Raw genomic sequence first — 13,617 nt, forward strand, 5'->3', positions numbered from 1 at the left:
TATGGGGCTCCGGAGGGTCAGCCGAGCAGCCGCCTGGCGATCAGCGCACCGTCCGGGCCGCAGGCCGCGCGGAGGGTGCTCGCCCGGATCGACCGCGCCCACCACGGCGAGCTCCGCGGCGCCGAGCCTTCACCGGGCCTGCGCTGGTGGCCAACCCGTCCCGCCCCGGCAGCGGACGGCGGCAGCACGCGCGGCCCGGGACGGGACCGAACCGGGGCCGTCGGTTCAGCGAGCACCTCCTCGAGGTGCTTCTCGAGGAGCCCGCCCGGGCTGGCGAAGGTCGGCCACTTGATCCCGCCGCCCTTGGCCATGCCGATGATCGGCAGCCGGTCGACCAACAGGCCGGTCGGCGTTGGGGACTCGACGGATCCACCTTGCGGTTCCTGGTGCTGCTCGTGCCTCACGGTGCCGTCCTCTCCGGGTTTCCAATGATTGAAGCAGCCGGCACCGTCATCCGCGCACACCGGCAGCGGCGGTGAGGCGGGCGAGCATCCTGGTCACGATGATGTGCGCCTTCTTGTCGTTCACGACCGCGTGGTGAGCATCGACGCCCCGCTCGTCCAGGTCCTCGCCGGGCGCGGCCAGGCCCACCCGGATCAGGTCGACGGCGTACTCGTGGCACCGGGCATAGTCGGCCGCATCGCGCACCGCTTCGACGTGGTCGATGCGGCCGGGGTCCTCGGCGCGCAGCTGCGCCGGGGTGGGCAGCGGGCCGAGCACGTCGTTGATCCACGCCGAGACGGTCTCCCGGGGGCAGCCCCGTTCCAGCTTCGAGGCCGTCGCGGTGGTGAGCGCCAGGTGGATGAGCAGCGACCCGAACCAGGTGGCGGCCTCGGCCGGAGGTGTGCCCTTGCCGGCTGGCGGCATCAGCGCCTTGTAGAACGCGCCGGAGTCGTCGGCGCTCGCGGCGGCGACGATCGCCTTCACGGCGCTGTCGATGGCTGCCTGCTCGGTGGTCACGTCGGCGGTTCTCCTCCTTGTCTATGGCGGACCGTCAACTTATCTCCTTCCAGGGGAAGTCGGTGCACCTTGGCCAATCTTCACCGTTTGGCGGGACGTGCCTGCGGCCGGTGGCCGGGGGCCGGCAGCTGCGCCCCGTTGCGTCCCGTCCGACGGGCCCGTCAGCCGTAGGATGACGGCTAGCGGGGCCGGCGGCAGGGGAAGGACTTCAGGCGGATGACGATCACCGGGGACTACTTCGGCTACCTGCAGCCCCTGCACGCCGACGGCTGCCGGGCGACCGGCTGGGAGGTCCGCTACCGGGAGGCCGACACCGCCCGGCCGGACGGCGAGCACGGGTGCCGCAACCCGACGTGCGAGGACCACGGCCCCCGCTACACCGAGATGCGGGTCCAGATCCTTTGCCGCTCGTGCGACCGGATCCTGGAGGTGACCGGCGAGGAGCACACCTTCCAGCACACCCCGCTCGCCGCGGTCGGCTACGGCACGCCGCCGCTCAAGGCCGGCCCGGTCTGGCTGTACGCGGGCCGGCAGATCCTGAGCGGCGAGCCGCAGGTGCTCGGCTACCTGGTCGCCGGCCGCCGCACCGACCACCTGGTCCAAGCCGACGTGCTCGGCCGGGTCCGGTGCTACACGACGCCGCACGGAGCGTGGCGCTGGAAGGCGGAGGCCCAGCCTCGCTGGCACCACGACGGGATCATGGTGGTCTTCGACACCTCGCAGGACGGCTTCGCCACGCCGACCGCGGCCGCGAAGTGGATCGCCGCCGTGCAGCCCGGGCCCGAGGCAGCCGGCCGGTGAGCCGCAGCAGCGAGATCCGCTCCTTCGTGCAGCGCATCTCCACGCGCCACGGCTGCGCCATGGAGACGGACTACTACGACCACAAGAAGAAGTGGGAGATCCGGTGGCACGACGGGCCAACGACGGCCACCGTGCTCGCCGACGTCGCCCAGCGGCTGCCGGACCACAAGGAGATCATCTACGCCTCCCGCGACTTCTCCGAGGAGGCGATCGTCCTCTCGGCGATCCGGCTTTTCTCATCCGGCGAGGCCGGCCAGTGGCTCGACCTTCGCTACTTCGCGATCCGCTCGCTGGAGGACGTCGCGTTCCCGCTCAGGACGGCAACCCCGCGGGAGAGCGCGATGGTGGAGCGGGCGCTGGAGGAGTCCGCCCAGGAGACCCGGTGGGGCCGTGACCGGGACGCCGACTACGCGCTGAAGCTGCTGAAGGAGCGGCGGGGGATCGGCTGGCTCCTAGCCCCGCCGACCGAAGACCGTCAGCTAGAGGCTGACGCACCCCTGCTGGTAGTCCCTGACGTGACCCCGATCGAGCTGCTGACCAGCCGCTACGCCCGCGGCGACCACGGCGCGGCCTGGCGTGAGTGTGCCGAGCCGATGCCGCCCGCCGATGCGTTCGCCGCCGCGCTCGCAGACCCCGAGCCCGACCAGGACTCCTCGCTCGCAGCGCTCGCCCTCGTCGCACACCTGCGCACGCAGCTCGACGGCCAGGAGGCCGCCCTCATCGGCCGGGCGCGCGGCGCCGGCGCATCCTGGGCGGACGTCGGCCAGGTCCTCGGCATGGCCAAGCAGTCGGCGCACAAGCGGTACGCCAAGCTCATCGCCCCACCAGCGCCCCCGTCAGCCAACGGCTGACGCACGTCGTCAACGCCGCTGCGCTGGACCACGCTGGCAGGACACCTCTGGTTCGCCGGGCAGTGGAGCCTGCGCCTCTTCCCTGGTGGCCCTGGTCTAGCCCGCGCCCTGGGTCGGCCCGGCGGAGAGGCAGCCGGCACCGTTCCCGCGAAAGGGCTCGGCGGCCCGGGGTCTCATGAAGGTGTCGATCCGGCTGCCCGTCGGCCGGTCCGGCTCCGGGGCGATCTGGTGGCGCGGCCAGGCACCGCTTCCGCGTGAGGGCTCGGCGGCCCGAGGTGAGCGCAGGTGTCAGCTCTGGCCGGCCTCCGGACCGCCCCGGTCCGCGCTGGTTCCGAACATCGCCTCCTCCGAGTAGAACTCGCCGTGGAGCAGGCAGTGGTGCAGACCGCTCAGCAGTCGGCCTCCCACCCGGCGCAGCGCCGCCGCGTAGCCGTCGCCCTTCTCCCGGCGTTCGTCGTACAGGCGCCGGGCGCCTGGGGAGCGGGTCAGGGTGTTGAACGCCCACTGGTGGGTGGTGCCCTTCAGGCGGCGGTTGGCCACCTGGCGGTGGGTCACGGACCGGCTTCCGCCGGAGGCCCAGGTCAGCGGTGCGGTTCCGGCGTAGGAGCACAGTCCGCGGGCGGTGGTGAACCGGTCCGGATCGTCTCCGATCTCGCCGAACAGCCGTGCGCTGGTCAGCGGTCCGCAGCCGGGAAAGGACCGGTAGATCTCGGCGTGCGGGTGCTGGGAGAACAGTTCCTCGGTCTGGTCGGCCAACTGTTGGGCGTGGGTGCAGGCCTGGCTGAGGTCGGTGAGCAGGACGGCGGCGCGCACGCCCATCGCCTGCTCCGTCGCCGGGCGCTGGCGCAGGCGGGGCTGGGCGAAGAGCTCCAGCAGCCGCGCGGCCTCGGTGTCGATGAGCCGGCTGCGTCCCGCGCGGGCCAGCGTCTCGGCGATCTTCCGCTTGCTCAGCGCCGCGGCCGCCCGCGGTGTGGGGGCCTGGGTGAGGACGGCCCGGGCTTCGGCGCGCCGCAGTCCGTGCTGCATCGTCGCCCACGCCTCGGTGGCCGCCGGGTAGTAGAGCATCAGGTGGCTGCGCAGGCTGAGCATCAGCTGCCGGGCGCGGTCCGCGGCCTCCTCCTGGGCCCGGGCCATCATGGCGACGGCGGTCGCCTGGTCGGAGGTCCTGGGGACCTCCCGGTGCAGGTCCGGGTACATGCGGATGATGTTGGCCAGCAGGGCGGCGTCGGTGCGGTCCGACTTGGGGGGCGCTGGGGCCATGCGTCCCCGGTGGCGGGCGACGACGGCGGGCGGGACCACAACAACGGGTTGGCCTAAGCGCTGCAGCTCGACCGCGAAGAGCCGGCGCCTGTCCTCGATCGCGACCGGCACCTGGAGGCGGGAGAAGCGGTGCGAGCGGGGGTTGAGCTCGCGCAGCGCGGTGACGAACTGGGCCACGCCGGCCGGGCTCTCCTCGACGCGCACGTGGGTGACCACCTTGCCGTTGCCGTCGACGATGGCGCAGTCCTGTAGTATCTCCGACCAGTCCACCCCGGCCCACCAGCGCGTCACGCCCTCGCCGCCCCAGCCGGTCGCCGCCTGCGGCAGTCTGGTCCCTGCACCTTCAGCGCCCCTTCTTCTTGTTCTTCTTCTCCATCGGACGGATCGTCAGCAGCGGCGCGGCGGCCGGTCGGCACCGGGCCCCGGAACTGGCCGCCCACACGGTCACCGTCCGCACCGCGCTCTTCGGCACCCGACGCAGGCAGTCCGTACTGACCTGCCGCGCGGCGACCTGGGCCGTCGGGGATTCGAGGTTCACCCCGAACCACACCGACACCGGCCCGGCCACCTCCACCCAGAACCCCGCCAACACCCCTCCCCAGTAGTCCAATTGCGTCGGAACACCGTAAGACGTGCCACCGACAGTGCCCCGACGTCCGCCGCACCGGCTCCGCTCCAGCGACCCGGTACGGACAACCCTGGCGAGCGTGCCCCCTGCTGGGCCAGCCTCGCCACGCACGGGAGGACACCTGCCGTACGAAACCGACCTGCGCTGCTGCGCGGTGGACTACTGGTTGTGTTGCAGCACGGTGACCTGCTCGGTGCCGTCCGCGGTGACGACCACCTCGATGCCGCGCCACACCAGCTCCGGGTCGCTGGCGTACATGGTGGTCAGCATCGCCCTCACCCGGCGGCGGTTCTCCTGCGGTGTGCACTCGTCGGTCCGCTTGAGGACCAGCCCGCGGTCCCAGGCCGCGCCGGACAGGGCCTCGATCGCCCACAAGGTCGGCGGGTTGCTCATACCGCCATGGTGGCGCCGGCCACGGTGACCGCCGCGGTGAACGCGCCGCGCTTCACCCGGTCCGCCGACCCGAAGCCACCGGTCAGGCCAGGTCGAGGCGCAGGGCGTCGGCGATGTGGACGAGCTGGTCGCCGAACCGGCCGTACAGCAGCACTTGGCCCGGCGGGGTGTCTCCCCAGTCGCTGCCGGCGATCTCGGCCGCCAGGTCCCGGCGAAAGCCGGCACAGGTGTCGCAGGCGGGCACCTGGTGGATCAGGTACCGGGCCGAAGCGAGCTGCCGCCCCGCCGGCCCGGCCAACCACAGGCCCGTCTCGCCGGTGACGTGGCAGCCCCGCTCGCCGGTGACCTCGAGCAGCACGGACGCGACCCCGGAGAGCGGGCTCACCTCGGCGGGGGAGCCGAGCACGTACACGGTCTCGCCCTCGGCGAAGTGGTCGGGGCTGATCACCCGGGAGGAGACGAGATCGGCTTCGCTGGTCATGTCCTCACCGTCGCACCGTCCGCCGGGGCGCGCCCGCCGAGCTCTCCGACACCCGCCCGTACGGGCGGGGAGGCAACTGAGGCCGCCGTGGTGTCACCCGTTCCGGTGCTTCCCTGGACCGCCCGCCCGACAGCCATGCCGCGCGCCCTACGGTGGTGGTCAGGCCCGGGTGCCGCTCGGGCACGTGCCGTCCGCGGCCTGCTGCGCCGCGTTCCTCCAGAAGGCGACCTTGTGCCGGCCGACCAGTCCCCGCTCATCCGCATCCGCCCGGGCAAGGAGGCGGTGCTCGAGCTGCTCACCGCCAAGGGCCTGCTGCCCCGTCAGGAGCCTGGCCGCGACGATGCCGGCGCCGTCGTACGCCGCCGGTCCGGCTTCGTCATCACCACGGCCGAGCAGCCGCCCGGCTGGAAGATCAGCTACGTCCACGACGAGGGTGACGAGGTCAGCGAAGGCCGATTTCACGATCAGATCCGCCAGCTGGCCCGTGACGGCGGGCTGGAGGCCGAGACGGTCGACGCGCCGGCCTGCCGCAACGTCGCCGTCCGGGTGAGCGCGGTGCGACCGGTCACGGAAGCGGACTGGGGGTTGCTCCAGGCCGTCGACCAGGGTCGCGTCACCAGGCGGTGCGGGCGGTGGGTGGATGCCGGCGCGCTCGGCGGCTCCCCGCTCAGCACCGCCGCGCTGAGGGACCTGATCGCCAACCAGCTGGTGGACACCGGATCGGACGGCGGTACCGCGGTGCTGACCTCCACCGGGCAGGCGCTGCTGCGCCGCGGCGACCTCGGCGGGGCGCCTGCCGTCGACCTGTCGGAGTTCGTCTGAACGGCGGCGCAGATCAGGGGTCGTGCTCGTGGTCGTGGCGCCGGAGCCTCGCCGCCGCCCGGCCCTGCACGAGGGCGCAGTGCGGCGGCGGGTGAGGCCGGCCCCGTCAGACCGCCCCTGGCTCACCCGCCGCCTTCCCCGTTGCAGCCGTCCTGCCCGGCCGGCTGCGGTCCGGCCCGCCCGTCCACCACGGCCGCCCCGAGCAGCAGGGGGCGGCAACCCACGGGCGGGCCGGAGTCTCATCAGTGCACGATGTACTCGGCTTCCTCGTCGCTGAGGTCGGCCGCGGCCAGCAGCTGCGCGTAGGAGAACTGGGCGTCGACCGGCAGGTGGTCGGAGGCGCCGCGCAGCTCGGGGGTGTCGATGACGCCGCCGGCGACCAGGGTCTTGGCCATCTCGAGCACGGCGTAGCCGCGGTCGATGCACACCGCGAGGTCGACGTCGGCATCTACGCCGCGCTGGAGCCGGGTCTGGTGGCCGTAGCCGGCGGTGCCGCCGTCCGCGCCGGCCTGGCCGAGCTCGTTGGCGGCGTAGATGCCGACGTCGACGAGTCCGGCGTAGCGCAGGTGCCGGTCGGGCCGGTCGTCGGCAACGTGCACGCCGTCGTCGGTCAGCACGGAACGGTTCGCGGCGAAGGGCCGGTCCTTGACGGTGTGCAGGCTGGTGGCCGGGCGGCCGGAGGTGCGGTAGGAGTTCCAGTCGTGGTGGCCGTAGCCGAGCAGGCCGTGCTTGAACAGGCCGGTCAGCCACTCGGCCTCCATGAAGCGGCCGGTCGCGGACTGGTAGGGGGCGTGGCCGGAGACCAGGGAGATCGGACGGCGGGCCAGGGTGTTGTCCGGACGGCGCAGCCGCACGGTGAGGTTCGCCGGGGCGAGGAAGCCGTACGGGCGGGGGTGGTCGAAGGCGTCCTCGAAGACCAGCCGGCCCTCGCGCCGCAGGAAGATCACGTTCACCTTGTTGCGGCCGTGGTTCGGGGCGGTGGGGTAGGCGTCCATGTCCAGGCGCTTGGAGACGGCCGCCCAGTCGGACTCGATGCCCTTGGCGGGGTCGCCGATGATGGCCTCGTGCCACATGATCGCGTCCACGGCCGGGGTCAGCTGGTCGATCCAGTCGCACAGCTGATCGCGGGAGCGGCCCTGCTGGCAGTTGACGCCGAGGATCCTGATCACGTCCGTGGTGCTGCTCATCGTGGTTCTCATCTCGCCTTCGGTGCTGTGGTGGTGGTCGCGGCCGGGGTCCTCGGGCACTCCCTCGGGCCTGAGGACCCCGGCGGTGGTGCTGGCCCTGCCGGTCGGTGCCCGCCCCAGGGAAACGGGGGGTCCTGGGCGGGCGGCTGGGCCGGTCCGGCGGCCGCGTCCTGGGAGGCGAGGTCGGCGCCGGAGTGCGGGTGGTCTAGACGACGGGGTCGTAGAAGAGCTGCTGGACGACGGGCAGCGGCGGCAGGCCGTAGGCCTCGCGCAGGTGCTTGAGGTAGAGCCGGTAGACGCAGGACTGGCACATGGTCAGGGCGCAGAGCTGACCGTCCCAGATGCTGTCGCCGACCACGGCGACCACCTCGGCGGACTTCTCGCACTTGAAGCAGCTGCCGATCAGGTCCCACTGGTAGCGGGCCCACACCTCGGGCGGGCGCAGCCAGGTGCTGGTGTCGATGCCGGCCAGCGCGTCCTGCTTCTCGTCCAGGACCCAGGCGATGGCCATCAGGCGGCCCGCCGGCCGGCGAGTTCGGGCGGCGCGGGCCGGACGCGGACCCGGGAGGCGCGGTGGAGCGCGGCGCGGCGCCCGAGCAGGAGCTCGCGGCGGCTGATCGGCTGGGCGGGCAGTTGGAGCTGCGCCCACATCCGTTTGCCGCAGGTGGTGTTCTCCGCGCCCCAGGCCAGCGACCAGAGCCGGGTGAGGAACATGCCGACTCCCGCCCGGGGGTCGGGGCCGGCCGAGCGGGGCTTCGGCGCGTTGACCGCGCCGTCGTGCACGACGATCAGCAGCTGGGCGCGCAGGCGGTCCACGTACAGGAAGACCTGGAGGTAGGGGCCCTTGGCATGGGTGACCGCGCCGGTGATCAGCTCGGAGGCCACGGTGCGTACGCGCTGCTCGGTGTCCGGCCCCAGGGCGGCCCCGGTCTGGGCGAGCAGGTCGAGGACCTTGGTGCGGCCGCGGGCGACCTCCCGCTCGGTTCTGGCGAGCAGGAAGCCGCACGTGAGGATCACGGGGCTGCTGCTGGCGGTGGTGGTGGTCACGGCGAGGAACCCCCTTTCCGGTGGTTGGCGGCCCGCGTCCGCCCAGGTGCCCACGGCATCCGGGCGGACGCGGTTCCCGCACCGCGCGGCGGCGGGGGTTATGAGCACTCGCGCCATCCCGCTGCGGTGGGTAAAGCCTCACGGCCGGGCCCAGCAACTGGCTAGGTTTCTGGGGGGTTTCTCTTCACTTTGCGCTGATCAGCGGCGGCTGTCAGTACTAGGATCAGCGGGCTGCCCTGCCCACGAGGGGACCTGACATGGCGTCACACAGCGTCGCATCGCACCCGCTCGACTACGTGCTCGCCCAACGCGGCTGGAGGGTCGCCGAGTTCGCCCGGCTCATGATGGACAAGGGCGCTGCCATGGGAATCCCGCTGGCGACCAACCGCACCCTGGTGTGGAAGTGGCGCCACGGCCAGGAGCCCGAGCCGGGTGCCCAGCTGGTCCTCGCCTCCTTACTCGATGTCAACCCGGCTACGGTGGCAGCGAATCCGTGGCCCCGGTGGCTTCCCGTCTGGGAGGTGACCGGGGTCATGGCGCCGTGGACGCGGGCCGGTACTCTCGATGTGCTGGCGGATCTGGTCAGGAGTGGGCGAATGGACGTCGACCGTAGGGGCTTTCTCACCATCACCGGCACGCTAATGGCCGCCGTGGCCGCGGGCTGGGCCACATCGGGCGAGGCGTTCGCCGCGGCCGCCGGCGGCGACCGCGTCACCGACGAGATGGTCACCACCCTCACCACCCGCATCCAGACGCTGCGGACCCTGGACGCGCAACTGGGCGGGGCCCGCCTGCTCGACCAGGCCAAGGGCGATCTCGCGATGGTCGAGACCCTCCTCAAGCACGGCACCTACAGCCAGGCGATAGAGGTCCAGCTGTACGGCCTGGCCTCCCAGATCTCCTACATCGCCGGGTGGATGGCCTACGACGCCGGGCTGCGCTCGGCCGGCCAGCAGTACTACGTCGGCGCGCTGCGCGCCGCGCGCTCGTCCGGCGACGACGCGCAGGGTGCGTTCCTGCTCGCCGAGATGGGCGTGCACCTGTCCGATCACGGCGACAACGCCGGGCGCACCGACCTGGTGAACACCGCCCTGGACAGCGCCGGCTCGAAGGTCGCCCCGGCGGTGCGCAGCTACCTGGAGCTGCACGCCGCGGAGTCGCTGTCGCGCGACGGCCGCCACGACCGGGCCGCCGCCGCGCTGGACCGCTCGCGCGGCCTGTGGCCCGGCCACGGCGACGAGCTGCCCGCCTACCTCGCCTGGTACGGCCCCGCGCAGATCGAGAGCACCGAGGGCAAGGTGATGCTGCGCTCCGGCAAGGTGGAGCAGGCCACCGATGTGCTCGCCCGCTCGATCGCCGGCGCGGTGCCGCGCGACCAGGCGGTGCGCTCCGGGCGCCTGGCCAAGGCCCGCCTGGCCGGCCGAGACCTGGACGGCGCGCTGGACGCCGCCGGCTTCGGCCTCTCGCTGCTGGAGGGCCCGGTGCACTCGGTACGCGCGGTGGACGCGCTGCGGGACTTCGACGCCGGGCTAAACCCGTACGCGGCCGAGCCCACGGTGAAGGCCTTCCGCGAGCGCCTGGTGAACCTCCCGGCGATGGCGGCCTGACCGTGATCCTCGAGTTCACCCACGCGACCGCCGCGTCCCCGGGCGCCAAGGCCAACGACGACGCCCTGGTCGTCGGCGCCGACTTCGCGATCGTCCTGGACGGGGCGAGCGCCGGAAGCGGCGAGACCGGCTGCTGCCACACCGTGGCCTGGTACTCCCACCAGCTCGCGGCCCGCCTCGCGGCGCTGCTCACCGGCGGTGCCGACCTGACGCTGACCGAGGTCCTGCGCCGGGCCCTGACCGAGCTGGTCGCCGACCACGGCACCACCTGCGACATGGACAACCCCGACTCGCCGTCCTCGACGGTGGCCATCGCCCGGGTGCGCGCGGGGGTGCTGGAGGTGCTGTCGCTGGCCGACTCCCCGATCGCGGTCGTCCGCGTGGACGGCACCGTCCGGGTGGTCGTGGACGAGCGCACCACCCGCCTGCCCTCCTACACCGAACAGGCCCGCCGCGAACTGCGCAACACCGACGACGGGTTCTGGGTGGCGAGCACCCGGCCCGAGGCTGCCGACCGGGCGGTGACCGAGACGCTTCCGCTGGACCAGGTCACCTCGTTCACGCTGTTCAGCGACGGCGCCAGCCGCCTGGCCGAGCGCTACGACTGGTCCTGGGTGGACCTGCTCGCGCTGCTGCGCACGGCAAAGCCCTCGCACGTGATCAAGCTGACCCGCGAGGCCGAGCGGAACACCGACCCGGCGCGGCTGGGCATCGGTCCGGGCCAGCTCCGCGGCAAGAAGCACGACGACGCCACGCTGGTCCACTGCACGGTGCGGCCAGCGGCTACCGCAGGAGCCTGAGCCGGGCGACGTGGTCGACGGCCTCGCGCATCCGGCGCTGCAGGTGCTGCTCGACCGCGCCCCGGTGCTGCTCGGGGACGGGCCGGTTGTCCTTCACCGAGATCGCCGGCACGCCGGCCAGCTCGTAGCGGTGCGTGGTGACCTTCCAGCCGAGGGTGTGCGCGGCCTTGCGCACGGCGGTGCGGATCGCGTCGGTTCCCGGGTGCTCGGCCTGCTGGTCGGTCAGGGTCAGCGACCCGGCCGCTCCGTAGCCTCCCGCGTCGGGCGGGCACAGGCCGCTCAGCACGGGTACCAGGGCGGCGGGCAGCTCGTCGAGGGGAACGTCGGGCACGGCGGGCGGGGCGGTCAGCATGGCGCAGAGTCTAGGGCCGGTGCGCCAACAGCGCGGTGGGCGACAGCATTTGCTGCCGCCCACCGCCCGCCGTGGTGCTGCCGGTCAGCCGAAGAGCGCCCGCCACGCGGCGTGCAGGGCGCCGGCGGCCGACAGTGCGCCGAGGGTGAGCAGCACCTTGAGCCCGTCGTGCATCGGCACCGCGACGATGTGCTCGCCGTCGCGCGCCTCGCCGTGGTGGGCCCGGTCGCGGTGCGCCCGCCGGTCGCCGGTCAGCTTCGACGGCCGCCACGTCGGCCTCGAGGTGTAGCCGCACGCGGTGCAGCAGTAGGCCCTGGCCATCAGATCGCCTTCCGCTCGCCGGCCGCGCCAGCGCCGGGCCGGGCGGGCATGTGCTCGCGGCGGATGCCGGTGCGGTTGGAGCGGCCGGGCAGCCAGAGCTGCCCCACCTCGATCCCGTAGCCGCGGTAGAACCGGGCCAGGTCCTTGACCGTCCAGCCGGTCAGGCCCTCGGCGTGCATCCGCTCGACCAGCTGCTCCAGGTGCACGCCCGGCCCGTCGCCGATCTGCCGCCACGCCAGGGCGATCAGCTCGGCGCGGATCGTCTCCGGCGAGTACACCTCCGCGGCCTCGGCCGCCGGCACCTCGTCCTCGGGCTGCTCCTCCTCTTCCTCCCAGTCGTCGTGCTCCTCGTCCTCGGGCTCCGGCTTCTCCAGCGACACCCGGGAGCGCCGCGGCTCCGGCTCGGGCTCGGTGTCGAAGTCGGGCTCCGGCGTGGTCCCCAGGCGCAGCGAGGAGACGAGCAGCCCTCCCAGCAGGAGCGGCACGGTGAGCGAAGCCGGCCACAGGACCAGCGCGATGACCGTGAAGACGACCAGCCAGATGGCGATGACGAAGCCGCTCCAGCTGGAGACGGCGTTGGAGCCGAGCACCTTGAACGTGGCCCGCAGGCCGCTGCGGATCCGCTCGGCCACCTGCCAGGCGATCACCGCTCCGCCCGGCCCCCACTGCGTCTTCTCCTTCTGCGCCTGCTTCCTGGCCATCGGTCAGCCTCCCAGGTGCATGGTCGAGATGCCCTGGGCGATGGCCTGTGCTGGCCAGAGCAGGACGGCGGCGCCGGACAGGGCGAAGGAGACGGCGAGGGCGTGGCCGGTCCAGGCGCCACGCACCAGGCTGTGCTTGCGCAGCACGGCGAACGCCAGGATGCAGGCGGCCATGCCGACGCCGGTGACGTTGACCATCTTCGGGTTGTCCATCACGGCCATCAGCAGGGTGCGGGTGATGACGACGCTGGTGGCGAACGGGCCGCCGGCCGCGGTGAAGGTGGTCGTCGCGGCGAAGGAGAGCATCATCATCCCGTAGCCGGTCTTCTTGATCTTGTCGTTGCCGCCCTTCTTCACCATGAGGATCAGCACGACGAACAAGACCATGGCCGGTCCGCCGGTGCCCAGGCTCAGGCCAAGGTTGTTGCCGAGGTCGTTCACCTGGGCGGGCTGTCCGGCCGCCAGCAGGTAGGACACGGTGTGCTCCTTCCCCCAGGTCACAGCTGCCCCTGGTGGATCTTGACGTAGAAGACGGTTGCGATCAGGCACGTGGCGGCCGGCAGGCGGGCCAGCCACGCCAGCGGCCAGATCAGCCGCTTGGCCGCGTTGGCGGCCAGCAGGAAGAACACGGTCAGCGCGCCGCCGAACGACAGCGCCATGGTCGTGTCCGGGATGCGCCGCAGCTGCTCCCCGAAGTCGGTGAGCCAGCCGGCCGCGAGGGCGGGTGCGCACGGCAGGACGTACTGGAACGCGAGGCGGCAGTTGCGCCGGTTCCAGCCGTAGTCCACGGCGTCCTGGTCGCCCGGGGCGAAGAGCCACACCAGCAGCGGGGACTCCTGGTCGGCGGCCGGCGCCGGGACGGGCGCGGGGACGTCGGGTCCGGCCGGTTCGTCCTCGGCGGGCGGCGGATCGGGGGTGCGCCGCCGCCTGGTCCGGGTGCGCCGCCGCTCGGCGGCCCGAGCCTGGGGCGGTTCCGCCACGGGTTCGGCCGCCGGCTCGGTACTCCCGGCACTCCTGGTTCCGGCGCCCCGGGGGCGGGGTCCGCCGGTCTTGTCCCAGGGCGGCTCCAGCGGCCACAGCCGGCGCGGGCGGGAGCGGTCCGGATCGACGAACTCCTCCTCCGGGTCCGCGGTGAGGTTCCGGACCCGGGTCCGCCCCGGCGCTGGCGCGGCGGCCGGCGGGGTGGCCGGCAGGACGGTGCGCGCGGAGACCAGCACGGTGACCGGCTGGTCCTCCCGGCCGGGCGGCGGGGGTGCGGGCGGCAGTGCCAGCCGGGGCGGCCCGGATGGGAGGGCGGGCAGGTCGTCAGACACGGCGCACCCCCTCGAATAGGCACGTTTGTTCGAATTGATACACGGACGAACCCCTTTCAGTCCTAGGCGCAGCTCTAGGCACCCCGTGGAAGG

The 13,617-nt window shown here is 73.1% G+C and carries 19 protein-coding genes; 5 read left to right on the plus strand and 14 right to left on the minus strand.

Annotation, left to right across the window (positions count from 1 at the left end; all coding sequences use genetic code 11):
* Positions 1-17: 17 nt before the first annotated feature.
* Positions 18-404 carry a hypothetical protein gene (locus ACPC54_RS18540; RefSeq protein WP_498965963.1) on the minus strand — a complete coding sequence of 129 codons (387 nt, stop codon included), beginning with the start codon at positions 402-404 and terminating at the stop codon, positions 18-20.
* Positions 405-450: 46 nt separating this feature from the next.
* Positions 451-960 carry a hypothetical protein gene (locus tag ACPC54_RS18545; protein ID WP_498965965.1) on the minus strand — a complete coding sequence of 170 codons (510 nt, stop codon included), beginning with the start codon at positions 958-960 and terminating at the stop codon, positions 451-453.
* A gap of 216 nt (positions 961-1,176) precedes the next feature.
* On the opposite strand from ACPC54_RS18545, the gene ACPC54_RS18550 reads away from it, so the two are divergent.
* Both ACPC54_RS18550 and ACPC54_RS18555 read left to right on the plus strand, forming a co-directional pair.
* A complete protein-coding gene (locus ACPC54_RS18550) occupies positions 1,177-1,761 on the plus strand; it encodes a hypothetical protein (protein ID WP_498965967.1) in 585 nt (194 codons plus the stop codon).
* A complete protein-coding gene (locus tag ACPC54_RS18555) occupies positions 1,758-2,612 on the plus strand; it encodes a hypothetical protein (protein WP_498965968.1) in 855 nt (284 codons plus the stop codon). The genes ACPC54_RS18550 and ACPC54_RS18555 overlap by 4 nt, the downstream gene beginning before the upstream one ends.
* Before the next feature lie 288 nt (positions 2,613-2,900).
* Here ACPC54_RS18555 and ACPC54_RS18560 read toward each other — a convergent pair whose 3' ends face one another.
* The 4 genes from ACPC54_RS18560 to ACPC54_RS18575 all read right to left on the minus strand — a co-directional run bounded on the left by ACPC54_RS18560 (position 2,901) and on the right by ACPC54_RS18575 (position 5,374).
* Positions 2,901-4,163, minus strand: a complete 1,263-nt coding sequence (locus tag ACPC54_RS18560) for an IS110 family RNA-guided transposase (protein ID WP_498965970.1) — start codon at positions 4,161-4,163, stop codon at positions 2,901-2,903.
* Positions 4,164-4,215: 52 nt separating this feature from the next.
* Complete coding sequence (locus tag ACPC54_RS18565) at positions 4,216-4,461, minus strand: hypothetical protein (RefSeq protein WP_498965972.1); 246 nt, start codon at positions 4,459-4,461, stop codon at positions 4,216-4,218.
* Between the two features lie 198 nt (positions 4,462-4,659).
* The gene (locus tag ACPC54_RS18570; protein ID WP_498965973.1) at positions 4,660-4,893 is read right to left on the minus strand and encodes a hypothetical protein; all 234 of its coding nucleotides are present in this window, start codon (positions 4,891-4,893) and stop codon (positions 4,660-4,662) included.
* Between the two features lie 82 nt (positions 4,894-4,975).
* A complete protein-coding gene (locus ACPC54_RS18575) occupies positions 4,976-5,374 on the minus strand; it encodes a hypothetical protein (protein ID WP_498965975.1) in 399 nt (132 codons plus the stop codon).
* Between the two features lie 231 nt (positions 5,375-5,605).
* Between ACPC54_RS18575 and ACPC54_RS18580 the strand changes: the two genes are divergently transcribed.
* A complete protein-coding gene (locus ACPC54_RS18580) occupies positions 5,606-6,196 on the plus strand; it encodes a hypothetical protein (protein ID WP_498965977.1) in 591 nt (196 codons plus the stop codon).
* Between the two features lie 242 nt (positions 6,197-6,438).
* Here ACPC54_RS18580 and ACPC54_RS18585 read toward each other — a convergent pair whose 3' ends face one another.
* From ACPC54_RS18585 to ACPC54_RS18595, 3 genes are all read right to left on the minus strand, one after another.
* Positions 6,439-7,383, minus strand: a complete 945-nt coding sequence (locus ACPC54_RS18585; protein WP_498965979.1) for a hypothetical protein — start codon at positions 7,381-7,383, stop codon at positions 6,439-6,441.
* Positions 7,384-7,588: 205 nt separating this feature from the next.
* Complete coding sequence (locus ACPC54_RS18590) at positions 7,589-7,894, minus strand: hypothetical protein (RefSeq protein WP_498965981.1); 306 nt, start codon at positions 7,892-7,894, stop codon at positions 7,589-7,591.
* Entirely contained in the window at positions 7,894-8,430 is a 537-nt protein-coding gene (locus tag ACPC54_RS18595; RefSeq protein ID WP_498965983.1) for an ATP-binding protein, read from the minus strand. The genes ACPC54_RS18590 and ACPC54_RS18595 overlap by 1 nt, the downstream gene beginning before the upstream one ends.
* A gap of 257 nt (positions 8,431-8,687) precedes the next feature.
* On the opposite strand from ACPC54_RS18595, the gene ACPC54_RS18600 reads away from it, so the two are divergent.
* Together ACPC54_RS18600 and ACPC54_RS18605 are read left to right on the plus strand one after the other, a co-directional pair.
* Positions 8,688-10,037 (plus strand): NsdA family TPR-like regulatory protein, encoded by a 1,350-nt coding sequence (locus ACPC54_RS18600; protein ID WP_498965985.1) that lies wholly within the window; start codon positions 8,688-8,690, stop codon positions 10,035-10,037.
* Positions 10,038-10,039: 2 nt separating this feature from the next.
* The gene (locus ACPC54_RS18605; RefSeq protein ID WP_498965987.1) at positions 10,040-10,837 is read left to right on the plus strand and encodes a protein phosphatase 2C domain-containing protein; all 798 of its coding nucleotides are present in this window, start codon (positions 10,040-10,042) and stop codon (positions 10,835-10,837) included.
* Here the strand turns inward: ACPC54_RS18605 and ACPC54_RS18610 are convergent.
* From ACPC54_RS18610 to ACPC54_RS18630, 5 genes are all read right to left on the minus strand, one after another.
* Complete coding sequence (locus tag ACPC54_RS18610; RefSeq protein ID WP_498965989.1) at positions 10,821-11,189, minus strand: hypothetical protein; 369 nt, start codon at positions 11,187-11,189, stop codon at positions 10,821-10,823. The genes ACPC54_RS18605 and ACPC54_RS18610 overlap by 17 nt on opposite strands.
* Positions 11,190-11,273: 84 nt before the next feature.
* Positions 11,274-11,510, minus strand: a complete 237-nt coding sequence (locus ACPC54_RS18615) for a hypothetical protein (protein ID WP_498965991.1) — start codon at positions 11,508-11,510, stop codon at positions 11,274-11,276.
* Positions 11,510-12,211 carry a hypothetical protein gene (locus tag ACPC54_RS18620; RefSeq protein ID WP_498965993.1) on the minus strand — a complete coding sequence of 234 codons (702 nt, stop codon included), beginning with the start codon at positions 12,209-12,211 and terminating at the stop codon, positions 11,510-11,512. The genes ACPC54_RS18615 and ACPC54_RS18620 overlap by 1 nt, the downstream gene beginning before the upstream one ends.
* A gap of 3 nt (positions 12,212-12,214) precedes the next feature.
* A complete protein-coding gene (locus tag ACPC54_RS18625) occupies positions 12,215-12,688 on the minus strand; it encodes a hypothetical protein (RefSeq protein WP_498965995.1) in 474 nt (157 codons plus the stop codon).
* A 20-nt stretch (positions 12,689-12,708) separates the two neighbouring features.
* Positions 12,709-13,524 carry a hypothetical protein gene (locus tag ACPC54_RS18630; protein WP_498965997.1) on the minus strand — a complete coding sequence of 272 codons (816 nt, stop codon included), beginning with the start codon at positions 13,522-13,524 and terminating at the stop codon, positions 12,709-12,711.
* Positions 13,525-13,617 lie beyond the last annotated feature (93 nt).

This window comes from Kitasatospora sp. NPDC094028 (assembly GCF_049543595.1).
Lineage (GTDB): Bacteria > Actinomycetota > Actinomycetes > Streptomycetales > Streptomycetaceae > Kitasatospora.